Annotated in this window: 23 protein-coding genes and 1 tRNA gene; 13 read left to right on the top strand and 11 right to left on the bottom strand. The window is 64.0% G+C overall.

What is annotated here, in order from left to right; all coding sequences use genetic code 11:
* From ABIB54_RS06345 to ABIB54_RS06335, 3 genes are all read left to right on the top strand, one after another.
* Window positions 1-1,822, top strand: a 1,822-nt coding sequence (locus ABIB54_RS06345; RefSeq protein WP_354574659.1) for a hypothetical protein, incomplete at its 5' end; no start/stop codon positions are given.
* Window positions 1,823-1,874: 52 nt separating this feature from the next.
* Window positions 1,875-2,207 (top strand): antibiotic biosynthesis monooxygenase family protein, encoded by a 333-nt coding sequence (locus tag ABIB54_RS06340; protein WP_354574658.1) that lies wholly within the window; start codon window positions 1,875-1,877, stop codon window positions 2,205-2,207.
* Between the two features lie 191 nt (window positions 2,208-2,398).
* Window positions 2,399-6,112, top strand: coding sequence for a hypothetical protein (locus ABIB54_RS06335; RefSeq protein WP_354574657.1), 3,714 nt, complete (start codon window positions 2,399-2,401; stop codon window positions 6,110-6,112).
* Window positions 6,113-6,224: 112 nt separating this feature from the next.
* Here the strand turns inward: ABIB54_RS06335 and ABIB54_RS06330 are convergent, their stop codons facing one another.
* Together ABIB54_RS06330 and ABIB54_RS06325 are read right to left on the bottom strand one after the other, a co-directional pair.
* The gene (locus ABIB54_RS06330) at window positions 6,225-6,476 is read right to left on the bottom strand and encodes a sugar nucleotide-binding protein (RefSeq protein ID WP_354574656.1); all 252 of its coding nucleotides are present in this window, start codon (window positions 6,474-6,476) and stop codon (window positions 6,225-6,227) included.
* Window positions 6,477-6,660: 184 nt separating this feature from the next.
* Window positions 6,661-6,981, bottom strand: a complete 321-nt coding sequence (locus ABIB54_RS06325; RefSeq protein ID WP_354574655.1) for a hypothetical protein — start codon at window positions 6,979-6,981, stop codon at window positions 6,661-6,663.
* Window positions 6,982-7,144: 163 nt separating this feature from the next.
* On the opposite strand from ABIB54_RS06325, the gene ABIB54_RS06320 reads away from it, so the two are divergent.
* Window positions 7,145-7,468 carry a hypothetical protein gene (locus ABIB54_RS06320; protein WP_354574654.1) on the top strand — a complete coding sequence of 108 codons (324 nt, stop codon included), beginning with the start codon at window positions 7,145-7,147 and terminating at the stop codon, window positions 7,466-7,468.
* A gap of 193 nt (window positions 7,469-7,661) precedes the next feature.
* On the opposite strand, the gene ABIB54_RS06315 is transcribed toward ABIB54_RS06320, so the two are convergent.
* From ABIB54_RS06315 to ABIB54_RS06305, 3 genes are all read right to left on the bottom strand, one after another.
* On the bottom strand, window positions 7,662-8,243 hold the full coding sequence (locus ABIB54_RS06315) for an RNA polymerase sigma factor (RefSeq protein ID WP_354574653.1): 582 nt from the start codon (window positions 8,241-8,243) through the stop codon (window positions 7,662-7,664).
* Between the two features lie 50 nt (window positions 8,244-8,293).
* On the bottom strand, window positions 8,294-8,896 hold the full coding sequence (locus ABIB54_RS06310) for a hypothetical protein (protein ID WP_354574652.1): 603 nt from the start codon (window positions 8,894-8,896) through the stop codon (window positions 8,294-8,296).
* 394 nt (window positions 8,897-9,290) lie between these two features.
* Window positions 9,291-9,361: transfer RNA gene (locus ABIB54_RS06305), tRNA-Gly, on the bottom strand.
* A gap of 70 nt (window positions 9,362-9,431) precedes the next feature.
* Here ABIB54_RS06305 and dcd point away from each other — a divergent pair.
* Window positions 9,432-10,031, top strand: coding sequence for a dCTP deaminase (gene dcd, locus ABIB54_RS06300; RefSeq protein WP_354574651.1), 600 nt, complete (start codon window positions 9,432-9,434; stop codon window positions 10,029-10,031).
* 64 nt (window positions 10,032-10,095) lie between these two features.
* Here dcd and idi read toward each other — a convergent pair whose 3' ends face one another.
* Window positions 10,096-10,638: an isopentenyl-diphosphate Delta-isomerase gene (gene idi / locus ABIB54_RS06295; RefSeq protein WP_354574650.1), complete on the bottom strand. Its 543-nt coding sequence runs from the start codon at window positions 10,636-10,638 to the stop codon at window positions 10,096-10,098.
* A gap of 132 nt (window positions 10,639-10,770) precedes the next feature.
* Between idi and ABIB54_RS06290 the strand changes: the two genes are divergently transcribed.
* The 5 genes from ABIB54_RS06290 to ABIB54_RS06270 are packed head-to-tail and all read left to right on the top strand — an operon-like array spanning window position 10,771 to window position 14,887.
* Window positions 10,771-11,712, top strand: coding sequence for a phytoene/squalene synthase family protein (locus ABIB54_RS06290; RefSeq protein WP_354574649.1), 942 nt, complete (start codon window positions 10,771-10,773; stop codon window positions 11,710-11,712).
* Window positions 11,709-13,271 (top strand): phytoene desaturase family protein, encoded by a 1,563-nt coding sequence (crtI, locus tag ABIB54_RS06285; RefSeq protein ID WP_354574648.1) that lies wholly within the window; start codon window positions 11,709-11,711, stop codon window positions 13,269-13,271. Before ABIB54_RS06290 ends, crtI begins: the two co-directional genes overlap by 4 nt.
* Window positions 13,271-13,627: a lycopene cyclase domain-containing protein gene (locus ABIB54_RS06280; protein ID WP_354574647.1), complete on the top strand. Its 357-nt coding sequence runs from the start codon at window positions 13,271-13,273 to the stop codon at window positions 13,625-13,627. The genes crtI and ABIB54_RS06280 overlap by 1 nt, the downstream gene beginning before the upstream one ends.
* Complete coding sequence (locus tag ABIB54_RS06275; protein WP_354574646.1) at window positions 13,624-13,935, top strand: lycopene cyclase domain-containing protein; 312 nt, start codon at window positions 13,624-13,626, stop codon at window positions 13,933-13,935. The genes ABIB54_RS06280 and ABIB54_RS06275 overlap by 4 nt, the downstream gene beginning before the upstream one ends.
* On the top strand, window positions 13,862-14,887 hold the full coding sequence (locus ABIB54_RS06270; RefSeq protein ID WP_502917080.1) for a prenyltransferase: 1,026 nt from the start codon (window positions 13,862-13,864) through the stop codon (window positions 14,885-14,887). The genes ABIB54_RS06275 and ABIB54_RS06270 overlap by 74 nt, the downstream gene beginning before the upstream one ends.
* Window positions 14,888-14,989: 102 nt before the next feature.
* On the opposite strand, the gene ABIB54_RS06265 is transcribed toward ABIB54_RS06270, so the two are convergent.
* The 5 genes from ABIB54_RS06265 to ABIB54_RS06245 form a co-directional block, all read right to left on the bottom strand.
* Window positions 14,990-15,412, bottom strand: coding sequence for a hypothetical protein (locus ABIB54_RS06265; protein ID WP_354574644.1), 423 nt, complete (start codon window positions 15,410-15,412; stop codon window positions 14,990-14,992).
* Entirely contained in the window at window positions 15,405-15,959 is a 555-nt protein-coding gene (locus tag ABIB54_RS06260) for a PadR family transcriptional regulator (protein WP_354574643.1), read from the bottom strand. Before ABIB54_RS06260 ends, ABIB54_RS06265 begins: the two co-directional genes overlap by 8 nt.
* 74 nt (window positions 15,960-16,033) lie before the next feature.
* Entirely contained in the window at window positions 16,034-16,486 is a 453-nt protein-coding gene (locus ABIB54_RS06255; RefSeq protein ID WP_354574642.1) for a MarR family winged helix-turn-helix transcriptional regulator, read from the bottom strand.
* A gap of 155 nt (window positions 16,487-16,641) precedes the next feature.
* Window positions 16,642-17,433 carry an isocitrate lyase/PEP mutase family protein gene (locus tag ABIB54_RS06250; RefSeq protein ID WP_354574641.1) on the bottom strand — a complete coding sequence of 264 codons (792 nt, stop codon included), beginning with the start codon at window positions 17,431-17,433 and terminating at the stop codon, window positions 16,642-16,644.
* 27 nt (window positions 17,434-17,460) lie between these two features.
* Window positions 17,461-18,897 (bottom strand): MFS transporter, encoded by a 1,437-nt coding sequence (locus ABIB54_RS06245; RefSeq protein WP_354574640.1) that lies wholly within the window; start codon window positions 18,895-18,897, stop codon window positions 17,461-17,463.
* Between the two features lie 289 nt (window positions 18,898-19,186).
* Here ABIB54_RS06245 and dnaK point away from each other — a divergent pair, with 289 nt between their 5' ends.
* The 3 genes from dnaK to ABIB54_RS06230 all read left to right on the top strand — a co-directional run bounded on the left by dnaK (window position 19,187) and on the right by ABIB54_RS06230 (window position 22,786).
* Window positions 19,187-21,079: a molecular chaperone DnaK gene (dnaK, locus tag ABIB54_RS06240; RefSeq protein WP_354574639.1), complete on the top strand. Its 1,893-nt coding sequence runs from the start codon at window positions 19,187-19,189 to the stop codon at window positions 21,077-21,079.
* 5 nt (window positions 21,080-21,084) lie between these two features.
* Complete coding sequence (locus ABIB54_RS06235) at window positions 21,085-21,687, top strand: nucleotide exchange factor GrpE (protein WP_354574638.1); 603 nt, start codon at window positions 21,085-21,087, stop codon at window positions 21,685-21,687.
* Window positions 21,688-21,805: 118 nt separating this feature from the next.
* Window positions 21,806-22,786, top strand: coding sequence for a DnaJ C-terminal domain-containing protein (locus ABIB54_RS06230; RefSeq protein WP_354574637.1), 981 nt, complete (start codon window positions 21,806-21,808; stop codon window positions 22,784-22,786).
* Window positions 22,787-22,797: the final 11 nt, after the last annotated feature.

Genomic DNA, 22,797 nt, shown 5'->3' with positions numbered 1-22,797 from the left:
TAGTCGTTACTCACTGACCATCCCACGGTGGCTCTTCACGTCGACCATCCAACGCTCGAAACCCCGAAAACCACACCACTCCCGGGGACGCAACCGTGCATTTGAGGCGCTTCACACTGAGGAAATCGCGAATGCCCTAGGACCGGATGTTTGTGCAGCTCGGCTAGCGGAAGCGCTTGGAGATGCTCCGGACGCCCAGCAAGTTTCGGCTGACCTGGCGAAGATCTCTGAGACGCGTGCCGATTGGTTTCGCCAAGCGAACTGGACCGGTCATTTGACCAAGGATCTCACACCCGATTCGTGGTCGACCGTGCTTGAAGTATCCGCGGAAGCCGGGATCACCTTTGGGCCGCTGCCGGCTCGACCATCATTTTTCGCAACTCCAACGACGCCGGAATCGGTGCTGAAGGGAGTCGACCTAGATTCGCTGGACGTATCGGGTTTTGTTTCGCTGATAAATGGAGAACTCTCGACTCGAGAACCTTCCGACATGCATCTCGCGGTCAGCATCCAGAACCCTCTGGTTGCCCACGTTGCTGGACACAGATCGCAGTGGAAAAACGACTTCGCCGCAATATTGGACCTTCAGGAGCCGTGGATTCAAAAAGCGGTCATCGCGGCAATGAACGACGGTGAAGAAGCCGTGCCGTTGTCCTGGGAAGAACTGCAAGAGCTGTGGAGAGCGACCGTCAACCGCGCAGACACCACAACTGAAGGGTTTGAAGTAGTTAGGACTGTTGCCGAAAAACACGCCGTCGGGATCCTCGTCCGTGAACTGCTTGATCAACTGCGCGACCGAGGTGCATCGAGACCGCGAACTAGCGCCGACGTCGGCTGGTGGCTTCATCACGCACTCCCAGAGACACTCACGCTATTGCGGCTCATCGGCTCCTCCGAACAGGACACCGGATTCCCCGTTTTGTTTTCCATCAGAGGGCAAATGGTGCGGTTGCTCATCGAAATGAGTTCGCCGCTGCTGACGAACACGGAGCACGCTGAGGCGCTCGACATTGCGCTCAAACAACTCGTGAATACCGCGCTAGCCGACCAACAGATTGCAGCCTGCCTGGGCAACTGGGCCCGCTGGCTGATACGCCGATCGCCGCGGTGGTGGGAACAAAACGTTGACTCGCTGGTTGGACCCGCTGCAAGTTCGGAAACGCGTCGCGCGATTCTCGACGCGAACTTCCGCAGCGGTGATTTTGCGCCCACACTTTTAAGTCTTGATCTCAAGTTTGTCAATTCGTTCGCGAGCTCAACCGAGCGGGATGCGGCACATCCAGCGCTCTGGGCTGTGCTCTACGACATCGTAGGTATCGATCAAATCGACGACACGACCTGGTCGGCGATGTTCCGCGACAACCCGGCCGCGGAGACCTGCCTGCGCTATCTCTTTCCAACGGACGTTGTCGAGGCCGACGCTACGGCTGCACGACGGCTGAAACTGCTTGCAAAGGTTTGTGAGAAAAAGGCTCGAGCCGCGACCGTCTGGCGAGCGTTGGACACTCTCGCTCGAAACTCGGACATTAGTGACAATGATTTCTTTGATTTCGCAGCAGGTCTCGCCGCAACTAATCGTGGAGTGCCGATGTCGAGCCAGCATCTGGTTGAAAGAATCACACGCGCCCTCCCAGCTGAGCGAACAGTCAAAGTTCTTGAGTCAATGTGTTCAGGTAATCTCGGGCCGAGCCGCGCGATGGCCCAGTACGACCTCGAAGGCATCAACGTTTGGTTCCTTCAGAACCGAGGTTCAGTTCCGACCGAACAGAGGACGCGCATCACCAACGCTCTCTTCGAGCTCGGCTTGACGAATCTGAATTGACAAGCTTCCGACCTCCCATCTGAGCGGGCCAGATCAGAGTCAGCCCTTTGCGATGGTCTGCCGAAAGCGGAACGATGAATGGGACTCTATTTACGTGATTACCGAACATTCACTGTTGCCAGTTATGCCCGGCAGGGAAGAGGAGTTCGAGATTGCCTTTGCGGAGGCGTGGGGCATCATCACCTCAATGCCTGGGTGCCGCGGACTTTCACTGTCGCGTTCGATCGAATCGCCATGCACCTACCTATTGCTCGTTGACTGGGAGCGTTTGGAAGACCACACGATCGGATTCAGGCAGTCGGAGCAATACCAAACGTGGCGCACTCTCCTGCACCATTTCTATGAGCCATTCCCTCTGGTCGAGCACTACAAATCCGTCCCATAAGCGGAACCTCTTCGGGCATCGATAGCCGTTCCGATCACGACCCGGGCCGGCGGGCCGTCGCCAGCGAAGCCGCGGCGCTGAGTTCGGCTTCATCGGCATCGTGACCATTCACATGCTGCCGCTTCACCGCTGCCGCAACGCACCGGACCGGACCGTTCAGTAAGTTCTCACGATTCGCGGTTGTATTAGCTATGGGACGAGACAAACTGCACAAGCCGAAGAAGCCTCCGAAGGCTCGGCCCGTTGATTTGTCGGCAATCATCGGCGAGTATGAGCGTGAGGAACTATGGGCTCTGCTGCTCGCAGCGGGGGCATCGCCGACAGTCCGGCAGCGCTGGTCGTCGCTCGGATTCCTCGTCCATGCGTTTGCCCAAACGCCAACTCACGGATCGAAATCCGCCGACGAATCCACGCTCACGCAGCTGCTCTCGGCGGTGGATTCTGCGAACCCGGGTTACGCGCAATACGAGGACTACCTCGCCCCGGACCCGCGACTCGATGTCCGTGTCCGCCTCGACGGTTCGACTGTCCGTCTTTTCCCCGGCTCTATCGAACGGCCGGTCGCCGATGTGGACCGCGCACTGCTGCTGTCCGCGATCGATGCACAGCTGATCGAGAAGCACGGGTTCGGGGTCGCCGACGTGCTCCATGTCGTGCTCGGCTATTCGCACCGGATTACCGAACTATTTGCGCCAGCGTGGCCGGTCGGAGAGGCGCCGGAAGGTCGGATCGTTCTCTCTTCCGAGGAACTCGTGGTCGCATGCGAGTCCTTCGAGGTCGGAACACCCGAGGATCTCATCTCAGACGACCGCGCCAGACTCGCCTTGGACTGGATGACTTTCGAGAGCGACGCTCTCGCCTTCGAGGCCGAGCACCCGCAGAGTCCGTTCGGCCGCTTCCTCCGCTTCCGAGCAGCGCCGGGTGAAGAACCCCGATGGCTTCCGCTTGCGTTCCTGCCCGAAGTTCTCAGCTTCGCCGTCGGTGAACTTGCGCGAACCGTGGCCGGAGATATGACCTCGGAATTTGCCTTCGCGCAGGCATCCGCCGCAGCCACGAGAGAGTATTTGTGGAGATTCGCCGACCAGATGTACGGCCCTCCCGATCTGTCCGACGGTCCAGCCGCCGCGCCGGGAAACGTGGTCCAGTGGGTGATCCCGCTCGGCGAGCAGCTCGCGCTCGCGGTGCAGGTCATCTCCGGGTTGGACGGTGATCGCCTCGGCTTCCGCGAAAACCCTGCGGTCCTGACTGTCGCGGAAAAAGCGGCGAAAGGCGAGGGTGTCACGATCAAGCTCGCGGGAGGTTCGGCGACTCTCAACGCAGGTGTCGAGGTGATACCTCTTCTGGTCGCATCAACACCCGACCACATCATGACTCGGCAGGGCGGTGGCTTGGCGAGTGTGTCGTTGGACGACCTCCGGTGGATGTCTACGTCCGCCGACAACGAGTTCGACCTCCTCAACTTCTGCCGTGATGTCACCGCTCCCGCGATGGAGCGTTCGATCGGGTTCGAAGCGATCGACTATTGGGAGACGTGGCGCAGCCACGGCAAAGCGTTCTTCACTGGCGGGCAGACCGGCGCCATCATGGTCATCGAACCGCACGGCGGCGAGGCGGAATGGACCCGCGCAGCCGAGTGGACACGCGCAGAGGTGGCCCTTACCGTCCTGGGCCTTCCTGCCCTGCGGGACACCGTCGGCGTAAGCCACGCGAGCGAGTCGCCCGTAGCGGTCTACCGGTGGATTGAACCAGAAAGCGACCCGAACGCCGATGACATGCCGCTGGATGTGTCGGGGCGACATTTCAAACCTGCACCGGAAGGCTGGTCACTACACACCGGACCGATCCCGGTGGCTGTCTCAGCCGGAGACGTTCGACAGAATGAGCTGGAGCGTCGCCAGCTCCTCCGGGACATGGCCGGATCGATAGGGTTCACGATCGAGGGCATCCTCGCCGAATGGACCGCAGCCCACACGGCATCGGTCATTGCCGGTTACGTTCTGGACCAGGTGATCCGGGATGACGACATTCTTGAGGATCGAGTCCAGTGGGTATCCGACGTCAGCATCGACGGACGCGGCGTCGTCCACGCGTTAGTGAACGTCGACTTTGACCGCTTCACCGAGATGGGCGACGGCGACTCTCTCGCAATCCGCGCGGCGTTTGCGATTTGGATAGAGGAACTGCTCATCGCCGCAGGCATCGACACATCAGCGGCCGCACGCGTGTCCGCAGCGGTGCTCGCAGCTCCGCCGACGATGACGTTGAATGTCTCTCAGACCCAGACGATGCGGAACAACCTGACCGCACCCGTGGATGTCGGCAACGCTTTCGTTTCGTCCACCGATCAGGTAATCGCCCAACGGGTGAAAGCCGCGGGGATCGCTCCCGGCACGTACGAGGGCGAGGACGCCAAAGCACTCGACCGGGACGTGCTCGCCGTCATCGCACTCGAGCTCCTCGAGGAGCGGCTACGCGGTTACGACTCCGACAAACTGATCGCCTTCGGGATGGAGCAGCTCCAACGGACTGTCGAGAACCGCAACCGGGACCTCGAAAATGTCCGTCGATCTGCACGCGAACTTCCCCTCGCCTGGGATCCGGTAGATCGTGCGACCCAGACCCATGCGCAAGGGCATGTGCTGCGCCGGTATAACGAGATAATCGTCGAGGCCGCGCTCCGTTCGATGCCATCCGGCACGAAGATCATGGACGAACCGACATGGGGTGGCATTCTCGCCGCGGCGAAGGCGTATCTGGAAGCAACCAATCGCAGTGAGAGCATCCATTATCAGGTCACTCCGACGGCGATCTCGATCAGCGACCTCTTCGAGATCTCGGTTCAGAGCGGCACGCCCGCCGATCCCGCCGAAGTTGGAAGAGCGTCCTACCAGCTGAATGCCTCGGACTACGCCAAGGCATTTGTCCGACAGGGGTTCGAGGACGATTGGGATGAAAGCTCGGTGCCGGAACCCCAACGGGAAGCCGTCGAGAAGGAGATGCTCGCCGCGTTCGGCGCCACCGCGCTCGACATCTACACGACCTTGTTCTCCCTCGCCGGCATCGACTACGCCCCCGGCGATCCGGAGGTGAAAACGATGACGGTGAACGAGGCAATCGCATGGGTGCTCGACACCAGCGTCCTCGGCGATGAGCCCGACGGCAACGCGCGTGTGACCGCCGCCCTCGCACTGCTAACCAGCACAAGCGAGGACTTGAAGAAGGACGACTGGCGCCCCTGGCTTGCCCGAACCCGCCTCAGACGACTGCTTGTCCAGCCACTGCCCACTCTGAGCACCGGCAACATCCTCGTAACCCCGCATTTTCTCCTCGCGTCGCTGAGCGTCTACCGCGGCTATCTCGAACAGGGGCAGCTCCCATGGAGCCAGCCGGCACCTCCTGTCGTTCTGGAACGCGCGCTAGAACGATTCCGCGATGCGAAGAATTCGGCACTCGAGCGGGACATCGTCGGCATACTGGAAACGGACGGGTGGTCCGTTCTGAGCAATATCAAGGAAACGAAGCCGGGGAGGCTCGGGTTGACGACGCTCGCTACTGAGATCGACGCGGTCGCAGGACGGGCCGGCGATCCGGTCATCCACCTGCTCGAGGCCAAGGACCCCGCCAACGTCTTCGCGACACCGCAGATCAGCCGACAACTCGATGACTTCTATAGGAAGAAAGGCGCATACGCCACCCAACTACAACGCAAGTACGATGACCTCGCCCCACACGCCGACAAAGTTGCCGCCGCCCTCCGGCTTCCGCCGCGGGACGCAGAGGATCCGTATCGGGTCGAGGCGACGTTCGTGACACGCGTCCACGTACCTGCGGCATACGTCGGTGGCCCATTCCCGTTCCTGACGGCGGCGACACTGCTCGACGGAATCCGGGCCAAGGAACGGTGAGCAGACGATGCACGGGCGGGCCGTCCGTCTTCGCCGAAATTATCCACGTGGTTCCCGCCATCTCGCCTTCTGCCTGTTGTCAAGGGAACACGCTGTGCGGAAGCACGTCTCTTCAACACGAGAACTGTCTACGTGGGTCGCGGCCATGTCCCTCAGCAGTCTCCGCGTGATCCACATTTGTGTAAGCGGCCGCGTTGATGACGGTGTCGTAACGACCCCAGTCTCGGGACGAATCTAAGCGCGGATCTCGGACGTCGATCTCCGCCCGACTCGCGAAATCAGCCTGCGGCAAAAGACGCCGAAGCGCCCTGCCGAGTTGACCGTTGGCACCGAGGATCAAGGTGCTGCTGCCGCGGTGATTCACATGCTGACCGTATCAGTGCGCCCGATGACGGCACCTTCCTGGTGCCCGTAGGCGGGACCTTCAACGCGACAGATCCAGGCCGTGATTGCGGGCCTCGACACGCAGTCACTTGGAAGACCCATCTCAACCGTCTTCGATCAAGCAAGCGGCGCTGAATGTAGATGCAGCCTTTAGCTGATGGTAGCTAAGGGCTCGATCCGTCCAGAGTGGCAATCGACCAAGCGACGATGCGCTCCGCGAATTCGTCGATGTGGTCGGCGTCGCTGAGCCCGTAATCCGATGAAAGAGCCTCGCGGAGTTGACTTGCAAGCGCTGTCGGGTCGGGATTAGCGCGAAGGGCGATCAAGATTGGTGACACCAAATCGTCGTACTCGTCTGGCGAAGGGTTCGGATCGTCGCCCTCGTAGACACCGATCGGATCCCAGTCGTGAAGCATGTGGGCTAATTGCAGAGCTTGTGCACTGAACCTTCGTCGATCCGAGTTCCCGGCATTGGCGATTTGCATGACACAAGCATGGAGTCGGCAACTCAAACGGGCAACCCGTCGGACCGTACAAAGGACGGACATCGACCGGGCAGGTACGCTCAGCTCGGTAAGACCGTGCGACTCTGCAACCGCTGAGAGCGGCAGCGTGTCCGCGCGGCCACTGCGTGCCACACTTCGTCGTGTGCGGAAAGGCAGTGCGTCAGACGTTTGGGTTGCTTTTATCGAGCTGAAACCTAACGCGGTTGATCGAGCCGCGGCCGTTGCCACCAACCTGATTGGATTTTTAGTTGGTGGCCTCCTCTTGGGTGCACCGTCCACCAAGGATGCGGTGATCCGTCGCCGCGACACCGGCGACGAGGTGTCGAGAGGTGACGCAGGACAAGACACCGTGTGGATGTTGGATCAGCTTCAGAGGGACTTGAAATCCATGAGCGAAGAAAAGTTCACGACGAAATGGCAACCAAATTCCGACTGGACGATCGCGCTCCGCAATCTGAGCTCGTGACGGATCGTGACCGAAAGCCGGACCTTCAACGGGACGACAAGGAGATCAGGAGGTCTTGTCCAACCTTCCTACGATCGGGATTGAGTCCAATCCCCGACGGTGAAGGAAATCGTAGGTGGAAGTTCAACGTCCGACGGCTCGATCTTCGAAGGCTCGGGGTTGATGCTCGCTGGGTTCTGAGCCGTGCTGAGCATCATGATGAACTCTGGTCGTTTGCGAAGTTTTCCTGATCGGCGGGTAATGCGGCTTCGACGATTTCTCTGAGCCGGTTGCGGGCTCTGTGGTAGCGGCTTCGCGCGGCGGTCGCGCGAAGGTGAAGGAGGCGGCCAGCAACAACGAGAGTGAATCCGTCAAAGTGAACAAGCATGATGATTTCGCGATCCGACGCCGATAGTTCAGCCATCGCGGACACGACGGCCTCCAGTCGATCGTCACCGGGGGCAGCTTGAGGTGTCCCGTCCAGGGCACCTGAGCTGGGAAGGATCGACATTTCATCGCGGAGTCGATCGGCGAGTGCGAGTCGGCGTGATAATCCGCGGCGGTGGGTAGCGAGCACGTTTCGGGCGATCCCGAACATCCACATCCGCCCCTCATCGTCGTTTTCGGGTATCGACCGTGCACGGCGCCACAACACCAGCAAAGTGTCCCCAAGGAGGTCGGCTGCGTCGGCCTGCGGGGATACTCGACGCGAAAAGTACGCAAGGAGGTTTCCTGCCTCCGCCCGCACCAGCGTCTCCACCCGCAGTCGACCTGAATGATCAGCAAGTACCGCCACATCCGGACGAGCGACCCGTCGCCCGATGGACACTCGGCCAGCTCCGGCGCTCATTCGCCCTGGGGACTGCATGACATGGACGAACCATTAAAAATGACATCGGTTGTGTTCGCAGGACCGCGTTGAAGCTCGGGCAGGACACTTGCGGCCCTCTCAAACAGTGCTGCATCAACGAGAGTGCCCAATCGAGAAGTCGCTGTGCTGGATTGCGTCGAGTTCGCTCGGGCCGAGTCGAACAATCCCTGGCCGAACCCGGTCCAGTCGCTTACCTTGATAAAGCGTTCGATCTTTGCGTCCGCCGCTGCGTCGAGGTTGCGGAATTCCATGAACGCCAGACAACGCACTTCGTGACCATCCGACTCAACATAGTCGACCGGTATCGCCGTAGTCGTGCGCTCGGTGCCGTCTTCGATGCCTTGGAATGGAGGGATGCCCAGTTGAGCCGCTACAACGCTGGCCCCGGCAGTCAGAATCAGCGCCCCAGCTGCAACACCACCCCATACGAGGCTTCGTGACCACGTCCGTCGCACGGCCTTCCGGGGCCGCGTGTGCTCCTTTGTGGCATCCACCAAGTTGCTCACCTCGGTGGATACCCTGCTAGCCCAGGGCGTCCTCGCCCGACCGAGCAGCTCGCCCAGTTCCCTGTCGTCCATGGTCTTCCTCCAAATGATCACCTTCACTTAGGTAATGACCAGCACGAGTCAAAGTGTTGCACCATCCTGACAATTAGTTACCGATAGACCAACACGCGCGGCGAGAGATCCTATTTACACAGAGCCCGCCAACCCGCAAGCCGGACGTCGACCGCGACAGATCCACCAAGGGCTAACCAAGGCCGGCGCAGTGTCCCATGGCACCGAGCGACGATCAGCGGCACTCGTCTACCGCCTTGTCCGTAAGACCCGCCCGTAACGAAGTCGCGAAAGGGTGCGTCAATCGCGACATGAGAAGCGCCGCATTTCCGCCGTTCCCTGGCAGTCCTCGAATTATCAAGTTCCCTTGGGGATTATCATCTGGCCTGATAAAGCACAAACGGGACTCTTTCAGAGCGAGCGACGGGAATCGAACCCGCACTACCTGCTTGGGAAGCAGGAGTTCTGCCATTGAACTACGCTCGCGCGGCCGCATCCGAAACCGGACTGTGGCACTCATGAATACTAGCAACGACGGGTTCGGTAGGCTCTGTGCATGCTGCTCTCGGACCGCGATATCAAGCTCGAACTCGACTCCGGACGCATCGGGCTGCAACCGTACGAGCCCTCGATGATCCAGCCGTCGAGCATCGACGTGCGGCTCGACCGCTTCTTCCGGCTCTTCGACAACCACAAATACCCCTTCATCGACCCGGCCGAAGACCAGCCCGACCTCACGCGGCTCGTGGAAGCGGCACCCGACCAGCCGTTTATCCTGCACCCCGGCGAATTCGTGCTCGGCTCGACCTACGAGCTCGTCACGCTTCCGGATGACGTGGCGGCGCGCCTAGAGGGCAAGAGTTCGCTTGGCCGGCTTGGCCTTCTCACCCACTCCACCGCAGGATTCGTCGACCCCGGCTTCAGCGGTCATGTCACGCTCGAATTGTCGAACGTGGCGACCCTGCCGATCAAGCTCTGGCCCGGGATGAAGATCGGGCAGCTTTGCTTCATCCGGCTGACCTCGCCGGCAGAGAAGCCCTATGGCTCCGCCGAGTACTCCTCGCGCTACCAGGGGCAGCGCGGGCCGACGGCCTCGCGGTCATTCCAGAATTTTCACCGCACGGATATCTCGCGGGATGAGAGCCTGCTGGACTGAGGCCGGCTCTCGATACGCGCGGCAGACCGCGCCACTCGACCAGCGGAGCGGTCGACGGCCGTCCCTAGGCGCCGAGTTGCTCCAGCTGCCAGCCGAGCCACGGGCTGAAGGCGAAGGGTGCCGCAGTGACCGCACCGAAAAGAAGGTGCGGCTCGAGCCAGGCGAACTCGGAGACCTCCGCAGGGTTGGGTTTCACGACATCCGTCGTCACCGCACGATAGACCGGGCAGACCTCGTTCTCCACGATGCCTGACGCGTCGACCGCACGGTAGCGGAAATCGGGAAGCACGACCTCGAGGTCGGTGACCGTGATGCCGAGTTCGAACGCTGCGCGGCGCGCGATGGCTTCTTCCTGGGGCTCGCCGGGAAAGGGGTGCCCGCAGAAAGAGTTGGTCCAGACCCCGGGCCAGGTGAGCTTCGAGAGCGCTCGGCGAGTGACCAGCACCCGCCCGGCCGGGTCGTAGACGTGGCACGAGAAGGCGAGGTGAAGCGGCGTGGAAGGCCCGTGCACCGAGAACTTGTCGGCCTCGCCGATGGGCGCGCCCGAGTCATCCAGAAGTACCACAAACTCTGTACCACTCTGCACAAGCCCTGTGCTGGTTTCCATGTGTGTCCGTTACCCTGAAGTTGTGACCGGCCATGACCTGAAAGTTCCCTCGAGGGGAAGCGATTTCCGGTTCGAAGCCGTGCTGAAGCGTCGCTCCAGCCTAACCGCCGCTGCACGGGACAGGACTGCGCGATGACCGACGACAGCAATCATCCGCGTCCGCCGCGACACTCGGGGCCGAACCTGTACGACCAGGTTGCGGAAGAGACCGCGAGCGTGGTCATCCGGCGCTACTCCACCTCGTTCGGCCTGGCCTCCCGCCTGCTCTCGCCGCCGGTTCGCCGTCACGTCGAGAACATCTACGCCCTCGTGCGGGTGGCCGATGAGGTCGTGGATGGGGGAGCAGCGGATGCCGGACTCGACCCGCTCGCCGCCGCGCGAGTGCTCAACGACTTCGAGCGCGATACCGAGGCCGCGCTCGATTCCGGCTACAGCACCAATCTGGTGATCCACGCCTTCGCCCGCACGGCGCGGGCCACCGGCTTCGGTCGCGAGCTCACGCAGCCGTTCTTCGAGTCGATGCGCATGGACCTGGTGCAGACCGAACACGATGCCGAGAGCTTCGAGGCCTACGTCTATGGGTCCGCGGAGGTCGTCGGCCTCATGTGCCTCGCAACCTTCTTGCAGGGCAGCACCGTCTCGCCTTCCGAACTCGCGCGGCTGGAACACGGCGCGCGCAAGCTCGGCGCGGCGTTTCAGAAGGTCAACTTCCTTCGCGACCTTTCCGCCGACTTCGAGACGCTCGGCCGCAGTTACTTTCCCGGGGTGAGCGTCGAATCGTTCAGCGAGGCGGACAAGACCCGCCTTCTCGAGGACATCGACTCCGACCTCCGTGATTCCGCAGCCGTCGTCCCCCTGCTTCCCGCCAGCTCTCGTCGCGCCGTCGCCCTTGCCCAGGGGCTCTTCTCCGAGCTCGCCGTGCGCTTGCGTGCGACTCCGGCCGACCGGCTCGTGACCTCCCGGGTTCGTGTGCCGAACCCGGTGAAGCTCCGCATCGCCGCCGGCGCGCTGGCTGGCCGCACTCCCCGAACCACTCTCCGCTCCCACACGGCCAGATCGAAAGCAGCATCATGAGCAGCATCGTCGTCATCGGCGGGGGAATCGCCGGATTGGCGTCCGCCGCCCTCCTCGCGAAGGACGGTCACGAGGTGACCCTGCTCGAAGGTCGACCGAGCGTCGGCGGTCGCGCAGGATCCTGGGAGCGCGACGGCTTCCGCTTCGACACCGGACCCAGCTGGTACCTCATGCCAGAGGTCTTCGACCACTTCTTTCGCCTGCTCGGCACCACGGCCGACGAGCAGCTCCAGCTGGTAACCCTTGATCCCGGTTACCGGGTGCTGTTCGAGGGGGTGGCCGAACCCATCGACATCACCGCGAGCCGGGAGGAGAATCTCGAGCTGTTCGAGCGCATCGAGCCGGGCACTCGTCGCAAGATGGTGAAGTACCTCGACTCCGCGCGCGACGTCTACGAGATCGCCAAGAAGCGCTTCCTCTACTCGAGCTTCGCGGACATCCGCCCGCTGCTGCGTCAAGACGTGCTCTCGCGCACCGGCACGCTCGTCTCCCTGCTGCTCACTCCGCTGGCCACCCTCGTGCGTCGCACGGTGAAGGATGCCCGTCTCCAGCAGATTCTCGGCTACCCCGCCGTCTTCCTCGGCTCCTCGCCGTATATCGCTCCGAGCATGTATCACCTGATGAGCCACCTCGACCTCGAGGGTGGCGTGATGTATCCGATGGGGGGATTCACCCAGCTCATCGGGCGCATCGAGGCACTCGCCGAGGCGCAGGGTGTCACCATCCTCACCGGTTCCCCGGTCACCGCGATCAACACCCGCGACGCCGTGGTCACGGGCGTGGATTACACGGATGCCACCGGCGCCACCCGCACACTGGTCGCCGACATCGTGGTGTCCGCCGCGGACCTACACCACAGTGAGACCGCGCTGCTGCCTGTCGAGTTGCAGACCTTCCCCCAGGAGTACTGGGACAAAAAGGTGCCAGGGCCGAGCGCTCTTCTGATCTACCTGGGTGTCAAGGGGGAGTTGCCGCAGCTCGAGCACCACACGCTGTTCTTCGCGCGTGACTGGAAGGCGGGATTCGAGAAGATCTTCGGCGAGAAGTCGTCCATTCCCGATCCGGCATCCATCTATGTCTGCAAGCCGAGCGGCATCGATCGTTCCACCGCCCCTGACGGCTACGAGAACCTCTTCGTGCTCGTGCCCATCCCCGCCGATCCGACCATCGGCAAGGGCGATGTCGACGGCGACGGCGATACCCGCATCGAGACCCTTGCCGATCGGGTGATCTCCCAGATCTCCGTCTGGGCGGGCATCCCCGACCTCGCGTCACGCATCACCCTTCGCCGCACGCTCGGCCCGGGTGACTTCGTCAGCGATCTCAACGCCTGGCGGGGCACCGCTCTCGGGCCGGCTCACACGCTGGGGCAGAGCGCGATGTTCCGGTCGGGCAATAAGAGCCGCAAAGTCGAGGGACTGTTCTATGCCGGGGGATCCACGATCCCCGGAATCGGCCTTCCGATGTGCCTCATCAGCGCCGAAGTCGTGCTCAAGCGCATCCGCGGTGACCGCTCCACTGAACCTCTCGCCGAGCCGCTGCAGCGCACCCTGGCCTGATGGCGATCCTGTACCTGGCGGCGCTGGCGGTCGCGCTCACCGGCATGGTGATGCTCGATAGACGTTTCGCGCTCTTCTTCTGGCGGGATGCGAGACGGGCGGCGATCGTGCTGGCGGTAGGGCTCGTCTTCTTCGTCGCCTGGGATCTCTCCGGCATCGGCCTGGGGATCTTCTTCCGCGGGGAGACCTCCTTCATGACCGGACTCGTCGTGGCGCCGGAGTTCCCGGTCGAGGAGCTCTTCTTCCTCACCCTGCTCTGCTACCTCACCATGAACCTCATGGGGTTCCTCTCTCTTCGGTCGAGCAGGCCGTCCGCGGCCGTGGCGAGACCCGACCAGGGGGCGGATTCTCGATGAACTACTGGCAACTCAACGCCATCTTCCTCGCCGCGGTTGCGGTGCTCGGATGCCTCGCGCTCCTCAAATCTCGGCGTGCGATGCCCGTGCTGCCGATTCTCGGTACCCTCGGGATCCTGCTGCTGGTGACCGCGGTCTTCGACAATGTGATGATCGGCATCGGCCTCGTCGGTTACGACGCCGCCAAGATCAGCGGCGCCTTCATCGGCATCGCGCCGCTCGAGGACTTCGCGTATGCGGTGGCCGCCGCGGTGCTGCTGCCGTCGGTGTGGCTGCTGCTGCCCGGGAGGTCCCGTGAAGAATCTTAAGAGCCTGTTCGTGTCGTCGCGGCCGCTCAGCTGGGTGAACACCGCGTTCCCCTTCGCGGCGGCCTACTTCATGTCGACTCGTCAGATCGACGTGGTGTTCATCGTGGGCACGATCTACTTCCTCATCCCGTACAACCTCGCGATGTACGGCATCAACGACGTCTTCGACTACGAGTCCGATCTGCGAAACCCGCGCAAGGGCGGCGTCGAGGGTGCGTTGCTCGACCCGAGCGTGCACCGCCTCACCCTGCGCGCGGCGATCGTGCTCAACGTGCCGTTCCTCGTGTTCCTCGTCGCGGTGGGCAGTCCGCTGTCGTGGGTGGTGCTCGCCATCAGCGTCTTCGCGGTGGTCGCGTACTCGGCTCCCGGCCTACGTTTCAAGGAGCGGCCGTTCATCGACTCGCTCACCTCGAGTACTCACTTCGTCTCGCCGGCCGTGTACGGTTTCGTGCTCGCCGCCACCGTGTTCACCCCGGCGCTCTGGGCGGTTCTCGCGGCGTTCTTCCTGTGGGGGATCGCGTCGCACGCGTTCGGCGCGGTGCAGGACATCGTGGCCGACCGCGAGGGTGGCATCGCGTCGATCGCCACCGTGATCGGCGGGCGGGCCACCGTGCGACTGGCCTTCTTCGCCTACCTGCTCGCGGGCATCCTGCTGCTGTTCACCCGGTTCCCCGGGCTGTTCGCGGCGGTGCTCGTGCTGCCGTATGCCCTCACCGTGCTGCCGTACTGGAACATCACGGATGCCGACGCCGAGACCGCGAACCGCGGCTGGAGGCGCTTTCTCGGCATCAACTTCGCGGCCGGATTCCTCGTGACGATGCTGCTCATCTGGTACGGCATCCTCACGGTCGGGTGCGCGGGCACGACCGTGCGCTATTCGGGATCGTATGAGCCACCGCGGGTGGGACAGTCCGAGATGGGTCCGGCGCGCGACTTCGTCGCCTGCCGGTGACAGGGTCCGCGAACGGGCGCTGATCCGGCACGCCTGAGTTCGAATCGGTGTCGACGCCACGGCGGACTCTCGGCGGGGCAACCTCGACGACTGCGACTGGGATCAATCGTGGCGCGGGGAGGTACGCGAACGCGCCACCACCACGCACAGTACCGAGAGCACCACCGCGAGCGGACCCAGCAGTAGGTTCTCCCACCGGCTCGCGGAGGCGAAGTTGCCGAGCGCGCTCAGCGCGAGAAGCGGCACGAGCAGCCAGGTGAGCACTCGCACCGGCGTCGAGGTGGTGCCCCAGAACCCCGCCCGCCGCAACACCAGCGCGGCGGCGGCAACCAGAACGACGGCGGAGATCGCGCTGCTCACCCGCAGTTGCGGGGGCAGCTGCTCGTAGAGTCCTCCCCACGCGGCCGCTCCCCACGGGACTCCGCTCGCCAGCGCGACCTGGAAGAGGGCGGTACCCGCGAGGCCTATTGCGGCGATCCCCGCGGCGGTACGGGTGGGTGTCTCAGTCATGTCGGTCTCAGTCATGTCGGTCTCCTTCATCGGTGAGTGCGGTGACCGACCGGCGCAGCTCGGCAAGCCAGTCGATTTCGGTCTGGGTGTGGCGGATGCCGTTGTCCAGGGTCGCGAGGCGCAGTATCCGTTCGAGGTTCGGGCCGGGTGGTCCGCTGGAGGAGCGGATGGCGCTCAACACGGCGAGCTGCTGCTCTGCCACGGCGGTTCGGGCATCGATGAGGTCGCCCACTCCGGCCCGGCCGAGCCGACCGGCGAAGAAGAGACGCAGCAGGAACGGCTCCCGCACGGCGTGGGCGTCGAGCGGTGATGCGAGCCAGCGGTCGAGCTCGTCCGTGCCGGCGGGAGTGAGGTGGTGCAGCTTGCGGTCCGGGCGGTCTGACTGGGGGATGACCTCGATGGTGACGAGCCCGTCCTGTGCCAGCTGGGCGAGCACCCGATAGATCTGGGCCTGATCGGCGGTCCAGAACTGGCGCACGCTGCCGTCGAAGTAGGACTTGAGGTCGTAGCCGGTGCTCGGGGCGACGGAGAGGAAGCCAAGGATGGCGTGCCTGAGGGTCATACTTGGACTATATAAGATAAATCTTATATATGCAATGTCCTATATTGATTCGTCGGAGACGGACGCTGGGCCACCTAATTGGCGGGAGCAGAAGGAGGAGTGGGGACCGGATCCGTCCACCCGAGGTTTCGCGCCATCCGCTCGAGTGTCTCGAGAGCCTCGGCGTACCGCTCTTCGGAGATGCCGTCGGCAGTGAGCGCACGGGTCTTGTCGACGGTCGAGGCGAGCGCAGCGAGGGCGGTGCGGCCGGGGTCGGCGAGGGAGTATCCCGACGGCGAGACGGTGATCCATCCGCTGTCCACGAGCTCGGCGAGATGCTCCGCCACGGTCTCGCCATCGACCGCGGACAGGAACGGCGCAAGCGCGGCATCCAGCTGCGCGCCGGTGGCCGGTCCGCGCGAGAGCACGTTGAGCAGCTGCCACTGCCGGCGGGTGACGCCGTGCTCCTCGAGAGTGTCCGCGAAACGATCGTCGATCAGGCGGTCGACGAGCTTGAGCCAGAATCCGAGGGGGCGCTGATCGGTCATGAGCACAGGATACTGGGAGTGGCGGCCCGCTCGGTGCTGCGGGGAGCGGCTCGCTCTGAAATCTCGGCGGCTCCCTCGACCGGCACGGGTCTCGACACGTCGCTGCGCTCCTACTCGACCGGCACCGGTCTCCCTACTCGACCGGCGCGGGACTGTCAGTACTCGAAGCCGAGCTCCTCGGGATAGTCGCCCAGCGCGGTGAGCGTCGTCGCGGCCTTCTGCAGGTGCGCGAGGGTGAGGCCGAGCACTCCCGGGCCGAAGCTGACGCGCGCGACACCGATCTCGGCCAGGCGCTTCAGCGACACCGAGGTGGGGTTGGAGATCACCGAGACCGGACCGTTGACGTCGCGGATGGCGCGCTCGACGAGCCCCTCTGTCGGCAGCCGGAGCACGAAGATGCTGGTGGCGCCCGCGTCCAGGTAGCGGTTGGCCCGCTCCATGGCGCCGGCCCAATCGGCGGGGTTGCTTACCAGCGAATCGACACGCGCGTTGATCGCGAGCGGAACGCCGGCACTGTCGGCGGCGGCCCGGGCGGCAGCGACGCGCGCGACCGAGCTCTCCAGGTCGCGGAGGGGACCGGATGCCGACCCCAGCGAGTCCTCGATGTTGAGGCCGGCGGCCCCGGCCTCGATCAACCGCGCCACGTTGTCTCGAACGCCGGCGGCATCCGCTGCGTAGCCCTTCTCGAAGTCGACCGAGACCGGGATCGACACGGCACCGGTGATGAGGCGCGCGGCCTCGAGGGCCTGCTCCACGGTGAGCCCCTCGTTGTCCGCGACCCCGTGCGCGAAGCTGACGGCATGGCTCGCGGTCGCAAGGGCCCTGACGCCCTTCGCGCCGGCCACCGTGCGAGCGGTGACGGCATCCCAGATGTTGGTGACGATCAGCGGTTCGCCCGGGAGGTGCAGCGAGGTGAGCAGTGCGGCCTTGTCGGCAGTGGAGGTCATGCCTTCAGGGTATCTGCGGCCGAGAACCTAGTTGGAGCGCGCCTTCACCGGGATCAGCAGGATCAGCCCCACGAGCAGCACGATCACGATGCCGAGGATGCCCCAGTACTGTGCCCCGGCGACGGCGACGAAGGTGGAGAACAGGAGGGGCGCGAGGAAGCTCACCGCACGACCGGTGGTCGCGTAGAGGCCGAACACCTCGCCCTCGCGGCCCGCGGGGGTGACCCGGGCGAGGAAGGTGCGGCTCGCGGACTGCGCCGGGCCGACGAAGAGGCAGAGAAGCAGTCCGCCGATCCAGAATGCGCCCTGGCCGCCGTCGTGGGCGAGGAAGACACCGAGCCCGGCGAGGATCAGCCCGACGAGGGAAACGACGATCACCGGCTTCGCACCGAACCTGTCGTCGAAGAGGCCGGAGATGAAGGTGCTCACCCCGGCGACGACATTGGCCGCGATGGCGAAGATGATCACCTGGCTGCTGGAGAACCCGAAGGTGCCCTGCGCCAGGATGCCACCGAAAGTGAACACGCCGACGAGGCCGTCGCGGAAGAGCGCGCTCGAGATGAGGAACAGCACCGTATTGCGGCTCTCGCGCCAGAGGTTCGCGATGTCGCGGAACAGCACGACGTAGGACTCGAAGAATCCGACCTTGTCGCGACGATTCTCGCGGCTGATCTCTGGCACGGTGAAGAGGATCGGCAGCGAGAAGGCGAGCGTCCAGAGCGCCGCGATCACCGCGATGAGACGGATGTTGAGCCCGTCGTCGTGCGAAATGCCCAAGAACCCGCCGGAGTCGGCGGTCAACCCCACCAGACCGAGGAGGACGAACAGCAGCAGCACGATGCCGCCGAGGTAGCCCGCGCCCCAGCCGAGGCCCGAGACCTTGCCGACGGTCCTGGGCGTCGAGACCTGGATGAGCATCGCGTTGTAGTTGACGGTGGCGATCTCGTAGAAGATCGTTCCCACCGAGACGAGCCCCACCCCGAGCAGGAAGAACGCGGGCTTTCCCTCGACGAAGAACATGAGGGCGGTCATCACCACGACCACCCCGGTGTTGATGGCGAGCCAGAGCTTGCGTCGGCCCGAGGCATCCGTCCGCTGCCCAAGCACCGGCGCGATGAGGGCGACGATGACGCCCGCGATGGCCAGTCCGAAGCCCAGGCTCGAGGTGAGGGATGCCTCGGCTGCAGTGTAGGCGCGGTGGGCGGCGCCGGTGGGGGAGCTCTCCGCATCTCGGGCGGCGACGATCGCCGGATCCACGAAGTAGCTGGAGGTGAGGTAGACCGTGAAGACGAAGGTCGTGATGACGGCGTTGAACGCGGCGCCTCCCCAGTCCCAGAATGCCCAGGCGACGACCCAGCCGCGGGGGATCTTCTTGCCCTCCTGCAGGTCGAGGCCGGCGACGGCGATCGCGCCGGTGCGGGCCGGCTTCGGAACCGTCGGAGGGAGAGGAGCGCTGTCCGTCATGTGCACAGGTTAGTGGTCGAGGGAGAACATCAGGGGGAGGGCGGTGGATACCGGATCCGGAACCTCGTTCTCTGAGGGTCCGCCTCCTGTTTCCCGGGTAGAGCTGCTCGTGCGGCGGCGGAGCCGCGTGACCCGAAACTGACAGTTGAGCCAGATCGACTCAAGTTTTGACAATTCGACTTGACAAAGCCAAGCGCAGGTTTCAAACTTGAGTACGTGAGACTCAAGTCTCGCCCCAGATCTAGAAGTAGACCTCACGAAGCACCGCACACACAAGGAGAAAGAGCATATGGCTCGAGCAGTAGGTATCGACCTCGGAACCACGAACTCCGTCGTCTCGGTTCTCGAAGGTGGAGAACCCACCGTCATCACGAACGCCGAAGGATTCCGTACGACGCCGTCCGTCGTCGCGTTCACCAAGGATGGCGAGGTGCTCGTCGGTGAGACCGCGAAGCGCCAGAACGTCACCAACGTCGACCGCACCATCTCTTCGGTCAAGCGCCACATGGGCACCGACTGGACCGTCGACATCGATGGCAAGAAGTACACCCCGCAGGAGATCTCCGCGCGCATCCTCGCCAAGCTGAAGCGCGACGCCGAGCAGTACCTGGGCGAGGCCGTGACCGACGCCGTCGTCACCGTGCCCGCCTACTTCAACGACGCCGAGCGCCAGGCCACCAAGGAGGCCGGTGAGATCGCCGGACTCAACGTGCTGCGCATCATCAACGAGCCCACCGCGGCCGCGCTCGCCTACGGTCTCGACAAGGGCAAGGAAGACGAGCTCATCCTGGTCTTCGACCTCGGTGGCGGAACTTTCGACGTCTCGCTGCTCGAAGTGGGCAAGGACGACGACTTCTCCACCATCCAGGTGCGCTCCACCTCCGGTGACAACCGCCTCGGTGGAGACGACTGGGACCAGCGCGTCGTCGACTACCTGATCAAGCGCTTCAAGGACTCGACCGGTGTCGACGTCTCCGGCGACAAGATCGCCAAGCAGCGCCTCAAGGAGGCCTCTGAGCAGGCGAAGAAGGAACTCTCGAGCTCCATGAGTACGAGCATCCAGCTGCCCTACCTCTCCCTCACCGAGAATGGTCCGGCCAACCTCGACGAGACGCTCACGCGCGCCAAGTTCGAAGAGCTCACCGCCGACCTGCTCGAGCGCACCCGCAAGCCCTTCACCGACGTCATCAAGGAGGCCGGAATCAAGGTCGCGGATGTCGCCCACGTGGTGCTCGTCGGTGGATCGACCCGCATGCCCGCCGTCGTCGAGCTCGTCAAGAAGCTCACCGGTGGCAAGGATCCGAACAAGGGCGTCAACCCGGATGAGGTGGTCGCCGTCGGCGCCGCCCTCCAGGCCGGCGTGCTGAAGGGTGAGCGCAAGGACGTGCTGCTCATCGACGTCACCCCCCTCAGCCTCGGTATCGAGACCAAGGGTGGCATCATGACCAAGCTCATCGAGCGCAACACCGCAATCCCCACCAAGCGCAGTGAGACCTTCACTACCGCTGACGACAACCAGCCGTCCGTGGCGATCCAGGTGTTCCAGGGCGAGCGCGAGTTCACCCGCGACAACAAGAACCTCGGAACCTTCGAGCTGCAGGGCATCGCACCGGCGCCCCGCGGCATCCCGCAGGTCGAGGTGACCTTCGACATCGACGCCAACGGCATCGTGCACGTGTCCGCAAAGGACAAGGGCACCGGCAAGGAGCAGTCGATGACGATCACCGGTGGCTCGTCGCTGTCGAAGGACGACATCGAGCGCATGGTGCGCGAGGCCGAGGAGCACGCCGCGGAGGACAAGGAACGCCGCGCCACCGCCGAGACCCGCAACACCGCAGAGCAGCTCGCGTACTCGACCGACAAGCTCATCAAGGACAACGCCGACAAGCTTCCGGATGACGTGAAGTCAGACGTGCAGGCCGACGTCGACGCCCTGAAGAGCGCCCTCGCCGGAGAAGACGAGACGGCCGTGAAGACCGCCTTCGAGAAGCTCAGCGAGAGCCAGCAGAAGCTCGGGGAGGCGATCTACTCCCAGGAGCAGGCCGCTGCCTCGGCAAAGGGAACCGCTGAGGGCGAGCAGGCACCGGCCGCTGACGACGAGGACATTGTGGATGCCGAGGTCGTCGAAGACGAGCCCGACGCCGACAAGCCCGACTCCTCCAAGCCCAAGGGCAAGAAGTAGCGCTGATGGCAGCCAACAAGAATCCGAAGCCCGGCAAGGGCAAGGGCGATCCGGAGGAGCCGGACAACGGCGCCTCCGAGGGCTTCGAAGGACCGGATGTCGAGACCTCGTTCACCGACGACGATCTCGCCTTCCTGTCCGGAGACACCGACGCCGGTTCGAAGGGTGCCGCGGAACAGGGCACTGCGAAGGATCCGGCCGCCGAGATCCTGGGCGATCTCAAGCGTGTGCAGGCCGAATTCGCCAACTACCGTAAGCGCGTCGAGCGTGACCGGGAGGCGAACCGGGAGGCGAACATCGCCGAAGTGGTGAAGTCGCTACTTCCCGTGTTCGACGACCTGTCGCTGGCGGAAGCGCACGGCGACCTCACCGAGGGGCCGATGGTGGTGATCGTGGCCAAGTTGCGCGCGAGCCTCGAGAAGTTCGGGCTCACCGTTGTCGGAGAGAAGGGCGACGTGTTCGATCCTCACCAGCACGAGGCGCTCGTGCAGTTGCCGACGCCGGGGGTGACGGTCAACACCGTCGCCGACGTGATCGCACCGGGCTACAAGCTCGGCGAACGACTGCTGCGCCCCGCAAAGGTGGCAGTCGCGGTTCCCGCAGAATAGAAGCACTACCCCTGCTGATCGAGTGGGGAGCGCCAGCGACCGTGTCGAGATCCGCCGGGTCTCGACACGGCCGCTGGCGGCCCGCTCGACCACCAAAATCGCATGAAAGGAGGCGCCTGTGGCCAGCCAGGATTGGTTCGACAAGGACTTCTACGCCGTTCTCGGCGTCTCCAAAGATGTCACCGCGGCAGACCTCAAGAAGGCCTACCGCAAGCTCGCGCGCAAGTACCACCCGGACTCCAACCCGGGAAACGCCGCGGCGGAGTCCAAGTTCAAGGAGATCAGCGAGGCCAACTCGGTGCTCTCCGATGCCGAACAGCGCAAGGAATACGACCAGATGCGGGCCATGGGCCCCGGCCGTGCGCGCTTCACCTCCGGAGCACCCGGCCAGAGCGCGGGCTTCGAGGATGTCTTCGGCGGCATGTTCGGCCAGGGCGGCGGCCAGCGCTCCGGCGGCTCCGGCGGGTTCGACGACATCTTCAGCGGCATGTTCGGCCAGGGCGGCTTCGGCCAGTCCTCGGGCGGTTTCCGCGGTGCCGGCGGTCCGACGAAGGGCCGCGACCAGACGGCGGGCACCACTCTCGACTTCCTCACCGCCATCAATGGCGACACGGTGAAGCTGCAGCCCGCAGAGGGCAAGCCGATCAGCGTGAAGATCCCGGCCGGCGTGAGCGACGGGCAGAAGATCCGCCTCAAGGGCAAGGGTGAGCCGAGCTATGACGGCGGGCCCGCCGGTGACCTGACCCTGACGGTGACCGTGCGGCGTCATCCGGTCTTCGAACGCGACGGACTCAACCTGCGGGTCGATGTGCCCGTCACCTTCACCGAGGCGACCCTCGGAGCGACCATCGAGGTGCCGACTCTCGGCGGCGACCCGGTGAAACTGCGGGTGGCCGCGGGAACACCATCCGGGCGCGTGCTTCGCGTCAAGGGGCGCGGTGTCACCACTGACAAGGGCGTCGGCGATCTGCTGGCGACCGTGCAGGTGGCCGTGCCATCTCACCTGACCACGGATGCCCGCGAGGCTCTCGAGAAATTCGCCTCCCTGCAGCCCGACGAGAATCCTCGCGCCGACCTGATCGCCAAGTCGCGGATCTGAGCGGAGAGGCA

The organism is Frigoribacterium sp. UYMn621 (assembly GCF_040549525.1).
In the GTDB taxonomy this organism is placed as follows: domain Bacteria; phylum Actinomycetota; class Actinomycetes; order Actinomycetales; family Microbacteriaceae; genus Lacisediminihabitans.
Note: the sequence above shows the minus strand (reverse complement) of the source record. Positions and strands in the feature narration are given on the sequence as shown.